Raw genomic sequence first — 16,570 nt, 5'->3', positions numbered from 1 at the left:
AAAAATCAGTGGGAGACGGTGGCGGCCTTCACCGGCGACGGCGCTTGCGGCGCGGCAGGCTCCGATTTCGGCGCGGAACCCTTATCGTCCGTCGGGGCGGCAACCTTCATGGGGTCAATGCCATCATGCGCCGACGCAGCGGCATGGGATTGCGGCGGTTCGCTGGCGGCCGGAGCTGGCGGCACCTGTTCGACAACGGTTTTCGGGGCATCCGCGCCAAACACCATCGCCTTCATGCGAGAAAACAGGCCGGGTTCGGTGGCAACGGCCGTGTGCTCGAGGCTTGGCTGGGTGCTGGGCTCTGAATGCGCGGCGGCATCCGCCGTGTCAGTAGGCTTGTCCGTTGCGCCATGCGCATCTACCGGCGCCTTGGCGTCAGCTGTCTCCTCAGACTTGCCAAACACCATGGTCTTCAGCGAACTGATCAGGCCGCCGCTTTCAGGTTCTGGCGCGGCTTCTCCACCATGGCCGCCTGCCGCAGCAGGTGGAGCGCCATGCTCATCGGTCTTTTCGCCGTGGCCGGCATCGGCGCCTGCCTCTGCACCATGCGTCGGCGGGGCTGCTTCATGGCCACCGCCATGGGCATCCTTGCCCTTTGGCGCGCCATGGCCATCGCCCTTGGCATCGCTTTCAGACACCGGCGAGACGCAATCAGCGCTATCGGTGAGGCTTGCCGCCAGCTTTTCGATATCCTCCAGCGGCGGATCGATGCGCAATCCGAAATATTCGCCGTTCGGCGCAACAGGACCATCATAATAGAAGGCGGAGTAAACGGGATCGGAGGCATCCGCCTCTTTCGAGGGCTCCGGAATATAGACCACCTGCGCACCGATGGCACGCCCGCGCATGCCCGCCCGCTGCGTCGGCCCGGATTTATCGAGGATACTCACCTGCACGAGATCGGCCTTTTCAGCCGCCTGCACGGATTTTGCCACACGCAGCGCAGTTTTGAGCCGCGCCGAACCATCACCCGGTTCCGTGACGACATATTTGCGCACCCAGTAGCGGTGGTCGCGCTTGATCTTCACCAGCTGCACCGTGGTGCATTCCAGCCCGTTGATTTCCAGATAGGAGGGGCCGAGGAGCTTGTCGGCGCCGATATAAAGCGCCAGCGCACCGCTGCCGCCGCCGAAAAGCACGACGCCACCGAGAACCAGCACGAGGGTGCGTGACAGCCGTATCTTTACGCCCTTCACGCCCGCAACTCCGGCATGCACAACTCCACTCAACGCAAAACTAAGGCCAACAGGGCCGAGCCGCCATCTTTATCCATGAGCATTGAAGAATGCTTTAACTGACGATGGCTTTCGGGTGATCCCTCCTGCACCGTCCCGGCACAACGACATCGCGTTAAATCAGGCTTCACGAAGTTGCGAATGATTTGCAATAGCATTGACATGTGGAAAAGCGAGGCTAAGTTAGATTGCAAATGAGTTGCATTAGAGGATGAATTCCGTGCTACTGCGCATGCTCGCTGCCGGTCTTGCGACCGTTCTTAGCCTATCGCCGGCTGTTTCGAACGCCGCGGAAAAGCCCAAGGTGGTTACCACCTTCACCATTATCGCCGACATGGCGAAGAACGTGGCCGGCGATGCCGCCGACGTCGAAAGTATTACCAAACCCGGTGCGGAGATTCACAACTACCAGCCGACGCCGCGCGACATCCTGCGCGCCCGCAATGCGAACCTGGTTTTGCGCAACGGGCTGAACCTCGAACAGTGGTTTGAAAAATTCCTCGTGAACCTCGGCGATGTCCCCAGTGTCACGGTGTCTGACGGGGTGGTGCCCATGGCGATCGCTGGCGGCGCCTATCAGGGCCGCCCCAACCCGCACGCTTGGATGTCGCCGGAAAACGCGCTGATCTATGTGGAAAACATCCGCAAGGCGCTGGCTGAAATCGATCCGCCCCATGCCGATCTCTACGCCGCCAACGCCAAGGCCTATTCTGACAAGATCCGCGCCGCCGTTCAGCCCATTCGCGATACGCTTAACGCCCTTCCGCAAAACCAGCGCGTTCTGGTGACAAGCGAAGGCGCCTTCTCCTATCTCGCCCGCGATTTCGGCCTGAAGGAGCTTTATCTCTGGCCGGTCAACTCCGATAGCCAGGGCACACCGCAGCAGGTGAAAACCGTGATCGATGCCATGCGGGCCGAGAAGGTTGGGGTGATCTTTTCAGAAAGCACCGTCTCACCCGATCCGGCAAAACAGGTGGCGCGGGAAACGGGGGCAAAATACGGTGGCGTGCTTTATGTCGACAGTCTCAGTGATCCGGATGGTCCCGTTCCCACCTATCTCGATCTTCTGAAGGTAACGACGGGCACGATTGCGAAGGGTCTTTCGCAATGATGATGGGAAAAGTGAAGCAGCAGCCTTTGGGCATCCGGGTCGATGACGTCACCGTCTCTTACCGCAACGGGCACACCGCGCTCCGGCACGCAAGCTTCACGGTTCCCAAGGGCACCATCACAGCCCTTGTCGGCGTCAACGGCGCCGGCAAGTCCACCCTCTTTAAGGCCATCATGGGTTTCGTGCCGCTATCGGGCGGCACCGTCGAAATCCTCGGCATGAGTGCCGCCCAGGCGCTCAAGAAAAACCTCATCGCCTATGTGCCACAGTCGGAAGAGGTGGACTGGAATTTTCCGGTTCTGGTCGAAGACGTGGTGATGATGGGCCGCTACGGCCACATGAATTTCCTGCGCATTCCCACCCGCCGCGATCATGACATGGTGAGTGAGGCGCTTCAGCGCGTCAACATGGTGGAGTTTCGCAAACGCCAGATCGGCGAACTCTCCGGCGGCCAGCGCAAGCGGGTGTTTCTTGCTCGCGCACTTGCCCAGGAAGGCCAGGTGATCCTGCTCGATGAGCCGTTTACCGGCGTCGATGTCGGCACCGAAGAACAGATCATCACGCTGCTGAAATCCCTGCGCGACGAAGGCCGCGTCATGCTGGTCTCCACCCACAATCTCGGCAGCGTGCCTGACTTCTGCGACCGCACCGTTTTCGTGAAGGGCACCGTGACCGCCTATGGCAAGACGGAAGACACGTTCAACGAGGAAAACCTCGAAAAGGCGTTTGGTGGCGTGCTGCGCCACTTCGTTCTCGGCGGCCGCGACCTGCATGATGACGAGGATGCCCGCCATGTGCGCGTCATCACCGACGACGAGCGCCCTTATGTGACCTATGGCAATGGTACCCGCAAGACGGCGATCCAGAAGCCGAAGGAGGCGGTGGATGCTCCAGACGCTTCTTGAGCCCTTCACCTATGGCTATATGCTGAACGCCATCTGGGTGAGCGCTCTGGTCGGCGGTGTCTGCGGTTTTCTCTCCGCCTATCTGATGCTGAAAGGCTGGTCGCTGATCGGCGATGCGCTGTCGCATGCCATCGTTCCCGGCGTTGCCGGCGCCTACATGCTGGGCCTGCCCTTTGCGCTCGGCGCCTTCCTCTCCGGCGGCCTTGCGGCCATTGCCATGCTTTTCCTCAACCAGCGCACCAAGCTGAAGGAAGATGCGATCATCGGGCTGATCTTTACTGCCTTTTTCGGCCTTGGCCTGTTCATGGTGTCGCTATCGCCAACCTCGGTCAACATCCAGACCATTGTACTCGGCAATATCCTTGCCATCACGCCGCAAGATACGGTGCAGCTGGTGCTGATCGGCGGCATCAGCCTCGTCATCCTGCTGTTGAAGTGGAAGGACCTGATGGTGGCCTTCTTCGATGAAAACCATGCGCGCACCATTGGCCTGCGCCCGGACTTTTTGAAGGCGCTGTTCTTCACGCTGCTGGCCGCCTCCACGGTTGCCGCCCTGCAAACCGTCGGCGCCTTCCTGGTCGTTGCCATGGTGGTGACGCCGGGTGCGACCGCCTACCTGATCACTGACCGATTCCAGCGCCTGATCGTGCTGGCGGCCGGCATCGGTGCCGTGACCAGCTTCGTCGGGGCTTATGCCAGCTATTTCCTCAACGGCGCGACCGGCGGCATCATCGTGGTGCTGCAGACGCTGATTTTCCTGACAGCCTTCGTTTTTGCCCCGAAGCACGGCCTGATCGCTGCCCGCCGCCGTCGCGCTCATGCACTTGAGGAGCCAGCATGAGCGAGACAATGCAGCTGGCCATCCTGCCGTTCCAACTGCCCTTCATGCAGAACGCCTTCATCGTGACCATGATGATTGCCGTGCCGATGGCGATGCTTTCCTGCTTTCTGGTGCTGAAGGGCTGGTCGCTGATGGGCGATGCCGTCTCCCATGCCGTGCTGCCGGGTGTGGTCATTGCCTATATGCTATCGCTGCCGCTGTCGCTCGGCGCCTTTGTGGCAGGCCTCGTTTGCGCGCTCGCAACCGGTTATCTCAAGGATAACAGCCGCATCAAGGAGGATACGGTTCTCGGCATCGTGTTTTCCGGCATGTTCGGCCTTGGCCTCGTGATGTTCGTTGCCGTCCAGAGCGACGTGCATCTCGACCATATCCTGTTTGGCGACATGCTGGGTATCGCACCTTCCGATCTCCTCGAGACGGGCCTGATTGCGCTTGCCTGCGTGATCTTTCTCGGCGTGTTGCGCAAGGATCTTCTGGTGCATGCCTTCGATCCCCAGCATGCGCAGGCCATCGGCCTTCCGGTAAAACTGTTGCATTACGGGTTGCTGACGGTGCTGTCGCTCACCGTCGTCGGCGCGCTGACAGCCGTCGGCATCATCCTCTCGGTGGCAATCCTCGTCGCCCCCGGCGCCATCGCCTTCCTGCTGACGCGCCGTTTCCACACGATGATGCTGGTGGCGGTGGCCATCGCGCTGACCTCATCCTTCCTCGGCATCTATTTGAGCTTCTTCATCGACAGCGCCCCCGCCCCGACCATCGTGCTGCTGATGAGCGCTGCGTTCATCGCCGCCTTCATCCGCACCTCGATCCGCGCCCGGCGGGCTGTGGCGACCTCCTGACCACAATGAAAAACGGCCCGCCAGAGGCGAGCCGTTTTCGATGGATTGAGGTGGGTGCGGTCAGGCCGCAGCCAGTTCCTTCTTCACCATGGTGCGCAGGCCGATCAGGTCCTTGGCAAACGAGCGGATGCCTTCAGACAGCTTTTCAGTTGCCATCGCATCCTCGTTCAGCATCCAGCGGAACTTCTTCTCGTCGATCGGGAAGAAGGCATCTTCCGTGATGTTGTCGGGAGACAGCTTGCGCTCCAGCGTGCCCTCGGCCTTGTCCAGTTCATCCAGCAGCGCCGGGCTGATGGTCAGGCGGTCGCAGCCGGCCAGCGCTTCGATTTCGCCGGCATTGCGGAAGGAAGCGCCCATGACGATGGTCTCGATGCCGTTCGCCTTGTAGTAATTGTAGATCTGGCGCACGGAAACGACGCCCGGATCGGTTTCCGACGTGTAGTCTTCACCGGTGGACTTCTTGTACCAGTCAAGAATGCGCCCGACGAAGGGCGAGATGAGGAAGGCCTTTGCGTCTGCGCAGGCAATCGCCTGGGCCTTCGAGAAGAGCAGCGTCAGGTTGCAGTCGATGCCTTCCGTCTGCAGCACTTCGGCGGCCTTGATGCCTTCCCAGGTGGAGGCAAGCTTGATCAGGATGCGGTCACGCTCGATGCCGCGCTCCTTATAGGCGGCGATGATGCCATGCGCCTTCTTGATCGAGGCTTCCGTATCGAAAGAGAGATCGGCATCGACTTCGGTCGAGACGCGGCCGGGAACGAGCTTGGAGAGCGCCGCACCAACGGAAATCGCCAGACGGTCGGACACAGCGGAAATCACCGCATCCTCATTGCCGCCCTGCTTTTTGCCCCAGGATACGGCTTCCTTCACGTCGTCGGCAAACATCGGCGTGCCGAGCGCCTTCAGCACGATGGTCGGGTTGGTGGTGCAATCCACCGGCTTCAGGCGCGCCACGGCCTCGATATCGCCGGTGTCGGCGACGACCGTGGTCATGGAACGGAGTTGTTCGAGCTTGGACGCCATCCGAAATATCCTTGAAAGTTGGATCGAAAAACGAGGGAGAAAATCCATCTCCCGTTATCCTTAGTATCTGCGGTCACACGCCTGAAAGTCAAGACATTTGCCTAGTGTATTTGACATTTGTTTCACGCCGCCTGATAGTGAAACCTCCCTTAGGGCAGAATAAGGATGCCGGATCGCCGTGGCGAAACTCAGACGCGACACGCATATTGCCTATTCGGAAGCCGCGTCGCTCCGCTTGCGCGCTGCCTGGCTCTATTACAACCAGGGCCTGACGCAGAAGGATGTGGCGGAAAAGCTTGGCGTCAGCCGCTCCACCGTCATCCGGTTGCTGGATGAGGCGCTGAAACGTTCGGAAGTGCAGATCTGGATCAGCGAGGGCATCGATGACTGTGTCGACCTCGCGGTAAAACTGGAAAAGGCCTATGGGCTGGATGAGGCCGTGGTGGTGCCCTCCCCTGAGAGCACGGAGGCGGGTGCGATTGCAAAGGCCGTTGGCCTGGCGCTTGGCCAGTTCCTGACGGAAGTCGTCACCGACAACCTCACCATCGGCGTCGGCTGGGGCCGCACGATGACGGCATCGCTCTCGGGCTTTCGTCCGCCGAGGCGCGAAAACTGCAAGGTCGTCTCGCTGCTCGGCGGCATCGTTGCCGTCCACCAGACGAACCCGATCGATTATACCTGGCGGCTGGCAAGCCAGCTCGGCGCCGAATGCTACATGTTTCTGGCGCCGCTTCTGGTCGATTCGGTTGCCACCAAACGGGCGCTGATCGAGGAATGCGGGTTAAAGACGCTCTATGATCTCGCCGAAAACCTCGACCTCGCCATCGTCTCCTGCGGCGATATCGGCCCGCACTCCACCTCACTGTCGGAAGGTTTCATCAGCCATGCAGCGCTCGAGGAACTGGTGGCGGCCGGCTGCGTCTGCGACACCATGTTCAACTTCCTTGATGCGGACGGCCGCACCATCGACCACCCGATCAACGAACGGGTGATGTCGGTCGATCTCGATACGCTGAAGAAGGCGAAACACATCGTGCTGTCATCAGGCGGCGCGCACCGGGCCCTCGCCATCCGCGCCACCATCCGCCGCATCGGCTGCAACACGCTGATCACGGATGAGGCGGCAGCGCGGGAGCTTTTGAGGTTGGCGGAGGGGTGAGCTATTCGTCGCCGAATGCGCTTGGCACATGCCTGCTCAGATCCATCGCATCATGGAGCAAGCGCCCTACCCCGATGATCGATGGCCGCACCTGGCGAAAAAGTATCAGATGGCGGGGCCTGCGAACAATGCCCGATGGAAGCCGTGCGCGCTCACGACTATGGCGAAGATGATAACTTCGAACATCAGGGGCAATGTCCGGCCTCAGAAGCGTGCCGTTACGATGAAAATCTGCGGCCAGATCGCCAAGGGCCGTCACGATCAACCATTGGTAGCGCAGGCTGGCTTCGTTGCCGAAATCCTCATGGGTCTGCGCGAGGATATCGACAATATCGGCTTCCGCCGCCGCCGACAGGCGGATGTCAGTCATGTCCCTTTGCACCTGACCGCCGACCTCGCTCCAACGCCGTCTGCCCGAGCCGTGCCACATGGTCTGCCAATCCGGCCGCTGGCACCTCACTGAAACGACCTTCGTCAAGATCCGCAAAGCCGATGTTTGCCGCATCCCTGAGCGCCTGCAGCTTGGCCGCCTCCAACTCCTCCCGCTGCTCCACAAGCCGCAGCCCTTCCCGCAACACTTCGCTTGCGTTCTGGTAGCGGCCTGACTTGACCAGGCGTTCGATCATATCCTGATGATGGTCTGTCAACACAACGTTGCGGGTGGGCATGGCGACATCTCCCTGCGCTGCGTTATGCTAGCGCACCTTGGCATAAACTGCCAGCGCCTGCCCCTCACGCCTTGCCCGCTTCCCAGCCCAGAATGGCCCGCTTGCGGGTGAGACCCCAGTGATAGCCGGTCAACGCGCCGCTTTTACCGAGCGCCCGATGACAAGGCACAACGAAGGAAATCGGATTGCGGCCGATGGCAGCGCCCACCGCACGGCTGGCGGTCGGCTGGCCGATGTCGCGGGCAACATCGGAATAGGTGACGGCCTTGCCGAAGGGGATTTTCAACAGGCTCTGCCAGACGCGGACCTGAAAATCCGAGCCGATGAGGACGACGCGCAGCGGTTCTTCGGCACACCAGCGGCCGGGCTCGAAGGCACGGGCGATGTAGGGCGCGGTGGCTGCCAGATCCTCGACATAGGCGGCATTCGGCCAGCGTTTTGCCATATCCTCGAAACAGGCATCGCGCCCGCCCTCGTCATCGGCAAAGGCAAGGCCGGCAAGCCCACGATCGGTGGCCATCACCAGCGCCAGACCGAAAGGCGACGGATGAAAACCGTAGGAGATCGTGATGCCGCCGCCTTTCGCCTTCCATTCGCCGGGGCTCATCGCCTCATGGGTGACGAAGAGATCATGCAGCCGGCCCGGACCGGAGAGGCCAACCTCATAGGAGGTTTCCAGCAGCGGCAATTGCTCATGGCCCAGCAGCCGCTTGGCGTGATCCAGCGTTACCGCCTGCAAAAAGGCTTTTGGCGACAGGCCCGCCCAGCGGGTGAACACCTTTTGCAACTGCGTCGGCGAACGGTTGAGTTCGGCGGCAATCCTCTCCAGCGAGGGCTGGTCGCGGTAATCGAGCGTGATGAGTTCGATCACCTGCTTGACCACGGCGTAATCCTCACCCTCTGGCGTGATGTCGGTGGCGGGTGCGGGTGAAAAGGCGTTCATCGGAAAGGTCCTCATTTCGAGGATGAATTCAGCATGGTCAGGCGGAAGACGCCACCCGATTCTTGCGCAAAGCCAGCTTTGTTGCTCGCCCTCAGATCCGCTGCTTGACCGTTGCCAGTGCCCCGCGAAAAGCCTTGGCAAAACTTTCCCGGTCATCCGGATTGAGGAAGGAGCCGACATCGGTCAGGCGGCCCTCGCCGGACACATGCATGGAGGTGATGCCATATTCCTGATGACGGCGCACGCGAAAGCGGGTCCAGAACGGATTGAACCGATGCTCCACCATGCGTCCGGCCGGCGAAAATTTGCGGATGAAGACATTGGTGCGCGACACGGTGACTTCCTCACGGGCGCGGCCGGCGCGGTAGTTCAGCCAGAAGGCGCCGTAAAGCAGCAGGAAATCCAGACCGAAGAACAGGCCGATGGGCCAGGCGCCGGTTGCCATGAAAAACAGCCCGTGCAGCAGGCAAAAGCCGCCGCTGATGGCGAGTAATACGCGAAAACCCTTTCGCCCGAGCGAGCGATAAGGCGTCAACTCCGCTGCAAAAACCGGGTTATCGTCCAGCCTGTCCACGTTGCCTTCCCTCGCGTGCCTTGTCATAGAAGCTATGATGGCAATTTCGAAGTGACAATCCCATAGGCAAACCTTGCAAAAGTCAAATGGCGCGGCGAGAAGCCGCAGGCATGCCCGCACCGCCTACAGCAAGGCGGAAATCGAAGAAATCTTCCGCCGCCTCAGCATCCAGCGGCCGGAGCCGAAGGGCGAACTGGAGCATGTGAACCCGTTCACCCTCGTCGTTGCCGTGGCGCTCTCAGCGCAGGCGACCGATATCGGCGTCAACCGCGCCACGAGAAAGCTGTTTGAGATTGCCGATACCCCGGAAAAGATGCTGGCGCTCGGTGAAGAGGGCGTGACGCAGCACATCAAGACGATCGGGCTTTACCGCAACAAGGCCAAGAACGTCATTGCGCTCTCTCGCATGCTGATCGAGGAGTTTGGCAGCGAGGTGCCCAAGACCCGCGAAGAGCTGATGCGGCTGCCAGGCGTCGGGCGAAAGACCGCCAATGTGGTGATGTCGATGGCGTTCGGCATTCCAACGCTTGCGGTCGATACGCATGTCTTCCGGTTGGCGAACCGCATGAAGCTCGCTCCCGGCACCACGCCGGATGCGGTGGAGGAAAACCTGCTGCGCGTGATTCCAAAGGCGTATCTCTTCCACGCGCATCACTGGCTGATCCTGCACGGACGTTATACCTGCAAGGCGCGAAGGCCGGAATGCGAGGCCTGCGTGGTCGCCGATCTCTGTCGTTATCCGGCCAAGACCAATGACGTGCCGGCGCCGCTTGCAGAACTACCCACGCAGATGCTGAGCGCGGACGCCCTCCGCGACGGCGAATGAGGGATCGCGCACGCTCAAGGCCTTGTGCAGATGTACCATCAGGCCGGCGGCAAACAGCGGCGTCAAGAGGTTGAGGATCGGGATTGCCAGGAAACCGGCGATCAGCAGGCCGGCCAGAAACACCGTGCCCTGGTGCTTGCGGCGAAACGCCTTGGCCTGATGCGACGGGCGAAAGCGCATGGCGGCAAATTCGAAGAATTCGCGCCCCAGCAGATAGCCGTTCACGAGGAAGAAGGCGATAAGATTGATGCCGGGCAGGAAAAGCAGAAACAGCGCGATGATGTTGCCGAGAATGACGACGCCGAGAAACTGCACGGATTCGATCATGGCCCGGCCAAGCGGCATTTCCGTGCCGGCGGGATCATCAGGATAATCGCGTTTTTCCACGACTTCGGCGACATCATCGAGAAACAGGCCGGCAATCAGCGCCGTCACTGGGGCGATCAGCAGCGCAAGGCCAAGCGCCAGCCCGATGCCGGCAAGAATAGCGAAGATGAAGGTGAGCCAGCCCGCCCAATCCGGTACGCTCGGCAGAAGATCGGCGACATAAGGCCAGATATAACCGATGAACACGCCGCGCAGCGCAAACCATAGGCCCATCAGAACGAGGATCGTCAGCCCCAGCACTTTCCAGAAGGCCGAGCGCGTTTCAGGCGCAAAGAGGTTCAAGAGGGACAATCGGGCGGACTGTAGGATCATGCAGGCGGTCTCCGTTCTTGCCCCAATGTAGGTGCCCCGCACAACAGGAACAATAAGGAGCGGATCAGGTGATCGCTTCAAGCTCGGCGCGATGGCGATACATGGCGAGGAACCGGCGGTAATCCCGGTCATAGGCGGCGCGCACCGCCTCGTCCGGTTGGCGGATTTCGCCTCCCCGGTCCATGGCGAGCCCCGCTTCGGCAAGATCTGCATAAAAACCGCAGGCAACCGCTGCCGCCATCGCCGTGCCGGATAAAACCGCATCGGGCGCCGCCGGCACCCGGACGGGATGGCCGGTGATATCGGCGTAAAGTTCCACCAGAAGCGGGTTCTGCACATGGCCGCCCGCGACATGGAGCATGTCGAAACCGTAACCGAACGCGGCCATGGTTTCGAGGATGTGGCGGATGGCGAGCACCAGCGCCACACAGGTTCGCCAGTAAAGCCGGCAAAGCCCATCGAAGGACGCATCGAGCGTCAGGCCGCTGATGACGCCGGTGGCGCGCGGATCTGCAAGCGGCGAACGGTTGCCGTGGAAATCCGGCAGGATGAAGATCCCCTCCCCGAGGCAATGGCCTTCGATGGCACGCAGCTCGGCAATGCGATCAATGATGCGCTGGTGCAGAGCCGCCGTTGGTTCACCACCGGCCGCATGCATGCGCACCATATGATCGAGAAGCGCGCCTGTGGCCGATTGGCTGCCCTCGATGAGCCAGTGACTGGATAACAGCGCCTCAAAATACGGCCCCCAGAGGCTATGTCCCGGCAGCGGCTGGCGCGACAGCGCAACCAGGCAGCTCGACGTGCCGCCGATCAACGCAAGATTGCGTGGCAGATCCGCCCGGCCGGCAACAGCCCCCAGAGCACCGAGCGCACCGGCATAAGCGTCGATCTGGCCAGCGGCCACAATACAATGCTCATCAAGGCCCAGGTCTGCGGAAGCCGAGGCGGACAGCGTGCCAACCGCGGCCCCAACCGCCAGTGTTTCCTGCGGCAGCGCGCCTTTTTCGAGGAGGTCTGCAAGACCTGCGGTGGCCAAAAAATCGGCATTCCAGCCGCTTTGTTCATGCGACAGGTAATTCCACTTGGCCGTCAGCGTGGAGCGCGAACGGGCGCACGATCCGGTGGCGCGCCAGGTGAGAAAATCGGCGAGATCGAAAAAATATCCGGCCCGCTGCCAGCTCTCAGGCAGATGCGTCTTCAGCCACATCAGCTTGGGGATCTGCATTTCCGGCGACAGCGAGCCACCTGAATATTCCAGAACCGGATGGTGCGTGGCGCTCAGCCGTTCGGCCTCGCAGACGGCGCGATGATCGAGCCAGACGATGGTATCGAACCGGTCTTCGCCGCTGTTGGAGACGGTCAGCGGCGCGCCGTCGCGGTCGCGCACCACCAGCGAACAGGTGGCATCGAAGCCGATGGCGGCAATGTCGGTGGCGGCAAGACCCGCTTCAGCAATGGCCGCGCGCACCGCATGGCATACGGCCTGCCAGATGTTTTCCGAATCGTGCTCTGCAAAAATCTCGCCGTCGCGCCGCATCAGGATCGGATGCCGCGCCTTGGCAAGAAGCCTGCCGTCGCGGTCGAAAATGCCGGCCCGCGCGCTGGTCGTTCCCACATCGACCGCCACCAGGTGCGCACGCATCAGGTCATATTCCCCATCTTCCCCGGAACGCTAACGTCTTGCAGATATGGCGCTCAAGGCGCGCCGGCCGGCTTCTACCGGTTGCAACCTTCAATATAGTGTTGAACAAGGTGGATCAAATCGGACATGGCGTCAAACTCGACATCGGGTGCCAATGCCTTGATGTCTGCCCGATAGTCCTCCCGGTCCGCATGCGATCCGCCGGTGAAGGCAAAAACCGCCATTCCCGCCCTTTGTGCCGCCAGAATGCCGGCGGGACTGTCTTCGATCACCACGCAGTTTTCCGGGGCCACGCCCATCTGCTCTGCCGCGTAGAGGAAAAGATCCGGTGCCGGCTTGCCGTTCTTCACCATGGTGGCGCTGAATATATGCGGCTCGAAGAAATCGACAAGGCCGGTCAGCCCCAGCGACAGGCGGATACGTTCCGGCTGGCTGGAAGAGGCCACGCAGAACCGCCAGTCCAGCGTCTGAAGCACTGCGGCAATACCGGCGATGGGTTGCAATTCCTGCTCGAACCGGGCGTAGAGATCCGCCCGCATCCGGTCCAGAAAGGCCTGGTCGGCCTCGACGCCAAACGTCTCGTCCAGCACGGAGACTATGGTGGCGAGGCTTCGCCCGAGAAACCGCCGGTAGGCTTCCGCCTCATCCAGTTCGCCGCCATGCGCCTTCACCGTATCCACGAGAACACGGATCGACAGCGGCTCGCTATCCACCAGCACCCCATCACAGTCGAAGATTATCAGCGGCGCCCGTTCCATCATGAAAGCACTCTAGCTCACCAGCTGGCCGTCGAGATAGAGCTGAAGCGTGGCAGCGGTGCCTTTTGTCCACAATGTCTGAAGCGCATGGGCAAAACGGTCGCGGAAATGGTCAGAGCCCGAAACCGCGCCGAAGATTTCGTCAAACGCAAGGAAGGCCATTGGATCGGTTTTGGCGGCAAGTGCTGCGGCCTGCAGCTTTTCGGCACTCGCATCATTAAAGACAATCGTCTTGCCACTATCGGACGTGCCCGCAAAATAACGGCACCAGAGGGCCGAAACCAGCGACAGGCCGACGATATCATCGCCACGCTGCAAACGGTCAACGGTGGAGGGCAGGATGAATTTCGGCTGGCGGTTGGAGCCATCCTGCGCAAGCCGCGGAATGGTGTCGCCGATCTTCGGATTGAGGAACCGCCGCTCGATCAGGTCGTAATAGGCGTCCAGGCCCGTATCCGGCACCGGCGGCACGATGGGGATGATTTCCTCTTTTTCGAGCTTGGCGAGGAACGCGCGGATCAGCGGATGCTCCATCGCCTCGTGGACGAAATGGATATCGAGAAGCGCTGCCGGATAAGCAATCGCCGCATGGCCACCGTTGAGGATGCGGATCTTCATCAGCTCATAGGGCGCCACGTCCTCAACGAACTGAACGCCGACCTTTTCCAGCGCCGGACGGCCGGCGGGGAAATGATCCTCCATCACCCACTGCTTGAACTCTTCGCAGAACACCGGCCAGTTGTCGTCGATGTTGAAGGTATCCCGCAGAAAGTCGATCTCACGGGCGCCGGTTGCCGGCGTGATGCGGTCCACCATGGAATTCGGAAAAGCGACATTGTCATGGATCCAGGCGGCAAAATCTGGATCCGACAGTTTTGCCAGCCCGCAGACGGTGTTTGCCGTGACATGGCCATTGCCGGGAATGTTGTCGCAGGACATCACGGTGAAGGGCGAAAGACCCTTGTCGCGGCGCGCCTTCAGCCCGGCGATGATGAGGCCGAAGACGGTGCTCGGCGCGTCAGGGTTTTCCGCATCGGCGACGATGGCCGGATGCGCCGGATTGAAGTCGCCATTGGCATCGATGAAATATCCGCCCTCGGTAATGGTCATCGAGACGATGCGGATTTTTGGGTCGGTGAGCGCTTCAATGATGGCCGCGCGGTCGCCGACCGGCAGGATATCGATCATCGGGGCGGTGACGCGGGCGGCCGTGCGGTTGTTGTCCTGCTCCACCACCGTGGTCAGGAAATCCTGTGCGGCGAGCTTTTGACGCATCGCCTGATCGGAGGGCAGCACACCGGCGCCGACGATGGCCCAGTCGTGATCCTGCCCCTCATTAAACAGGTCATCCAGGTAAACCGCCTGATGCGCCCGGTGAAAATTGCCGACGCCGAAATGCAGGATGCCGGCGGAGAGAGCCGCCCGGTCATAGGCGGGGACGGCAGCGGTTGCCGCCGCATCGGAAAGGGTAGAAAGCGAGAGTTTGACAGTCATGGCGCGGTCCTCGAAGGGTCCCATATTGTAAGGTCAGAGTGCGGACGCCCGGTTGCGGGCGATCAGCTCATCCAGTTGCCGCCGTCGACATTGTAGGTCTGGGCAACGATGTAATCGGCGTCCGACGAGGCAAGAAACACGGCCATGCCGGTCAAATCCTCGGCGCGGCCCATGCGCCCGAAGGGCACAGCCGCACCCACCTGACGTTTCTTTTCGCCGGGTGGCAGGTTTTCGTGGCGGGCAAACAGCGCATCGACGCCGTCCCAATGCTCGCCATCCACAACACCCGGCGCAATCGCGTTGACGTTGATGCCGTGGCGGATGAGATCGAGCCCTGCCGATTGCGTCAGCGAAATCATCGCAGCCTTGGTGGCGCAGTAGACGGCCACCAGCGCTTCGCCGCGCCGCCCCGCCTGGCTTGCCATGTTGATGATCTTGCCACCCTTGCCCTTGGCGATCATCGATTTCGCCACTGCCTGCAGCATGAAGAGGGAGCCTTCGACATTGATCGAAAACAGTTTTTGATAGCTTTCGCGGGTAATCTCCACGATAGGGGCAAGATCAAACAGCGCGGCATTGTTGATGAGGATGTCGACGCCGCCTGCTTTTTCCTCGACGGCCCTGACGGCTGAATCGATGGAGGCCTGCTGTGTCACGTCGAGTTCCACGGCATAGGCATTTGCGCCGATCTCGGCAGCTGTGGCGCGTGCCCGTTCCAGATTGATATCGGCAATGGCAACGGTTGCACCTTCGCGGACATAGGCTTCCGCAAACGCCCGGCCGATGCCACGGGCCGAGCCGGTGATGATGGCGGATTTGCCGTGAAGTCTTCCGCTCATAGGGCAAGTCCTTTCTCGTCGAAGCGATAGAGCCGGTTCTGGTCCGGCGTCATGTAAACCCGGTCGCCGTGGCGGCAGGCGAAATCGCCATCGGCGCGCGCCGTCACCGTGCCGATGCCATCGACATCGATATGCATAAAAGTGTCGGAGCCCAGATGTTCGGCGATGGTGACCGTGCCGGTCCAGCTGCCGCTGTCATGCGACAGGGCCATGTGCTCCGGCCGGATTCCCACGGTTTTGGCGCCATTCGCTTGCGCGTAGGCACCTTCGATGAGGTTCATCTTCGGCGAACCGATGAAGCCTGCAACGAAGAGATTGGCCGGCTTGCGATAGAGATCGAGCGGCGAGCCGACCTGCTCGATCCGGCCCTTGTTGAGGACCACGATCTTGTCGGCCATGGTCATGGCTTCCACCTGATCGTGGGTGACGTAGATCATCGTCGTCTGCAATTGCTGGTGCAGCTCGCTGATTTCCAGCCGCATGTTGACGCGCAGTGCCGCATCGAGATTGGACAGCGGCTCATCGAACAGGAACGCCTTCGGCTGGCGCACAATGGCGCGGCCGATGGCCACACGCTGGCGCTGGCCGCCGGAGAGCTGGCGCGGCTTGCGCTCCAGATAATCGGTAAGGTTCAGCACCGTGGCGGCATCGGCCACCTTGCGGTCGATCTCGGCCTTGTCCATGCCCGCCATTTTCAACGGAAAGGCGATGTTGGAGCGCACGCTCATATGCGGATAAAGCGCATAGGACTGGAAGACCATGGCAAGGCCGCGCCGTGCCGGCGGTGCATCGGTTGCCGGCTTGCCGTCGATGACGATCTCGCCGCCGGAGACATCCTCGAGACCCGCGATCAGGCGCAGCAGCGTGGACTTGCCGCAGCCGGAGGGGCCGACGAAGACGACGAATTCGCCATCTTCGATATCGAGGTCGATCGACGGGATGACTTTTGCTTCACCGAAGATCTTGGAGACATTGCGGAGGGTGATACTGCCCATCGTCTTTATTCCTTGTTGA

18 protein-coding genes are annotated in these 16,570 nt (G+C 61.2%); 6 read left to right on the top strand and 12 right to left on the bottom strand.

The features are described from left to right. Positions 1 to 5: 5 nt before the first annotated feature. Positions 6 to 1,196, bottom strand: coding sequence for a hypothetical protein (locus AC4CWF_RS03730; RefSeq protein ID WP_491283797.1), 1,191 nt, complete (start codon positions 1,194 to 1,196; stop codon positions 6 to 8). A 271-nt stretch (positions 1,197 to 1,467) separates the two neighbouring features. Here AC4CWF_RS03730 and AC4CWF_RS03725 point away from each other — a divergent pair, with 271 nt between their 5' ends. From AC4CWF_RS03725 to AC4CWF_RS03710, 4 genes are read left to right on the top strand one after another with little or no spacing between them, the layout of a single operon-like run. Beyond that, positions 1,468 to 2,346 (top strand): metal ABC transporter substrate-binding protein, encoded by an 879-nt coding sequence (locus AC4CWF_RS03725; protein WP_491285186.1) that lies wholly within the window; start codon positions 1,468 to 1,470, stop codon positions 2,344 to 2,346. Next, positions 2,343 to 3,251 carry a manganese/iron ABC transporter ATP-binding protein gene (locus AC4CWF_RS03720; protein WP_491283796.1) on the top strand — a complete coding sequence of 303 codons (909 nt, stop codon included), beginning with the start codon at positions 2,343 to 2,345 and terminating at the stop codon, positions 3,249 to 3,251. Before AC4CWF_RS03725 ends, AC4CWF_RS03720 begins: the two co-directional genes overlap by 4 nt. Then, the gene (locus AC4CWF_RS03715; RefSeq protein ID WP_491283795.1) at positions 3,232 to 4,092 is read left to right on the top strand and encodes a metal ABC transporter permease; all 861 of its coding nucleotides are present in this window, start codon (positions 3,232 to 3,234) and stop codon (positions 4,090 to 4,092) included. The genes AC4CWF_RS03720 and AC4CWF_RS03715 overlap by 20 nt, the downstream gene beginning before the upstream one ends. Continuing rightward, a complete protein-coding gene (locus AC4CWF_RS03710) occupies positions 4,089 to 4,931 on the top strand; it encodes a metal ABC transporter permease (protein ID WP_491283794.1) in 843 nt (280 codons plus the stop codon). The genes AC4CWF_RS03715 and AC4CWF_RS03710 overlap by 4 nt, the downstream gene beginning before the upstream one ends. A 60-nt stretch (positions 4,932 to 4,991) precedes the next feature. On the opposite strand, the gene tal is transcribed toward AC4CWF_RS03710, so the two are convergent. After that, the gene (gene tal, locus AC4CWF_RS03705; protein ID WP_491283793.1) at positions 4,992 to 5,951 is read right to left on the bottom strand and encodes a transaldolase; all 960 of its coding nucleotides are present in this window, start codon (positions 5,949 to 5,951) and stop codon (positions 4,992 to 4,994) included. Positions 5,952 to 6,129: 178 nt separating this feature from the next. Between tal and AC4CWF_RS03700 the strand changes: the two genes are divergently transcribed. After that, a complete protein-coding gene (locus AC4CWF_RS03700; RefSeq protein WP_491283792.1) occupies positions 6,130 to 7,110 on the top strand; it encodes a sugar-binding transcriptional regulator in 981 nt (326 codons plus the stop codon). A 1-nt stretch (position 7,111) separates the two neighbouring features. Here AC4CWF_RS03700 and AC4CWF_RS03695 read toward each other — a convergent pair whose 3' ends face one another. From AC4CWF_RS03695 to AC4CWF_RS03680, 4 genes are all read right to left on the bottom strand, one after another. Continuing rightward, complete coding sequence (locus AC4CWF_RS03695) at positions 7,112 to 7,480, bottom strand: type II toxin-antitoxin system RelE/ParE family toxin (RefSeq protein WP_491283791.1); 369 nt, start codon at positions 7,478 to 7,480, stop codon at positions 7,112 to 7,114. After that, a complete protein-coding gene (locus AC4CWF_RS03690) occupies positions 7,473 to 7,778 on the bottom strand; it encodes a type II toxin-antitoxin system ParD family antitoxin (RefSeq protein ID WP_491283790.1) in 306 nt (101 codons plus the stop codon). Before AC4CWF_RS03690 ends, AC4CWF_RS03695 begins: the two co-directional genes overlap by 8 nt. Positions 7,779 to 7,842: 64 nt before the next feature. After that, on the bottom strand, positions 7,843 to 8,721 hold the full coding sequence (locus AC4CWF_RS03685) for a methylated-DNA--[protein]-cysteine S-methyltransferase (RefSeq protein WP_491283789.1): 879 nt from the start codon (positions 8,719 to 8,721) through the stop codon (positions 7,843 to 7,845). Between the two features lie 91 nt (positions 8,722 to 8,812). After that, positions 8,813 to 9,322 (bottom strand): DUF2244 domain-containing protein, encoded by a 510-nt coding sequence (locus AC4CWF_RS03680; RefSeq protein WP_491283788.1) that lies wholly within the window; start codon positions 9,320 to 9,322, stop codon positions 8,813 to 8,815. 46 nt (positions 9,323 to 9,368) lie between these two features. On the opposite strand from AC4CWF_RS03680, the gene nth reads away from it, so the two are divergent. Further along, positions 9,369 to 10,121, top strand: coding sequence for an endonuclease III (gene nth, locus AC4CWF_RS03675; RefSeq protein WP_491283787.1), 753 nt, complete (start codon positions 9,369 to 9,371; stop codon positions 10,119 to 10,121). Here the strand turns inward: nth and AC4CWF_RS03670 are convergent. The 6 genes from AC4CWF_RS03670 to AC4CWF_RS03645 all read right to left on the bottom strand — a co-directional run bounded on the left by AC4CWF_RS03670 (position 10,074) and on the right by AC4CWF_RS03645 (position 16,551). Next, positions 10,074 to 10,820, bottom strand: coding sequence for a sulfate transporter family protein (locus AC4CWF_RS03670; protein WP_491283786.1), 747 nt, complete (start codon positions 10,818 to 10,820; stop codon positions 10,074 to 10,076). The two genes, nth and AC4CWF_RS03670, sit on opposite strands and share 48 nt — an antisense overlap. Before the next feature lie 64 nt (positions 10,821 to 10,884). Continuing rightward, positions 10,885 to 12,465: an FGGY-family carbohydrate kinase gene (locus AC4CWF_RS03665; RefSeq protein WP_491283785.1), complete on the bottom strand. Its 1,581-nt coding sequence runs from the start codon at positions 12,463 to 12,465 to the stop codon at positions 10,885 to 10,887. Positions 12,466 to 12,539: 74 nt separating this feature from the next. Further along, a complete protein-coding gene (locus AC4CWF_RS03660) occupies positions 12,540 to 13,226 on the bottom strand; it encodes an HAD family hydrolase (RefSeq protein ID WP_491283784.1) in 687 nt (228 codons plus the stop codon). A gap of 9 nt (positions 13,227 to 13,235) precedes the next feature. Next, complete coding sequence (locus tag AC4CWF_RS03655) at positions 13,236 to 14,717, bottom strand: mannitol dehydrogenase family protein (protein ID WP_491283783.1); 1,482 nt, start codon at positions 14,715 to 14,717, stop codon at positions 13,236 to 13,238. A gap of 62 nt (positions 14,718 to 14,779) precedes the next feature. After that, complete coding sequence (locus AC4CWF_RS03650; RefSeq protein WP_491283782.1) at positions 14,780 to 15,556, bottom strand: L-iditol 2-dehydrogenase; 777 nt, start codon at positions 15,554 to 15,556, stop codon at positions 14,780 to 14,782. Next, the gene (locus AC4CWF_RS03645; RefSeq protein WP_491283781.1) at positions 15,553 to 16,551 is read right to left on the bottom strand and encodes an ABC transporter ATP-binding protein; all 999 of its coding nucleotides are present in this window, start codon (positions 16,549 to 16,551) and stop codon (positions 15,553 to 15,555) included. Before AC4CWF_RS03645 ends, AC4CWF_RS03650 begins: the two co-directional genes overlap by 4 nt. Between the last annotated feature and the right edge of the window lie 19 nt (positions 16,552 to 16,570).

Source organism: Neorhizobium sp. PAMB6630 (assembly GCF_058242775.1).
This window is presented reverse-complemented; position numbering and strand designations above follow the sequence as displayed.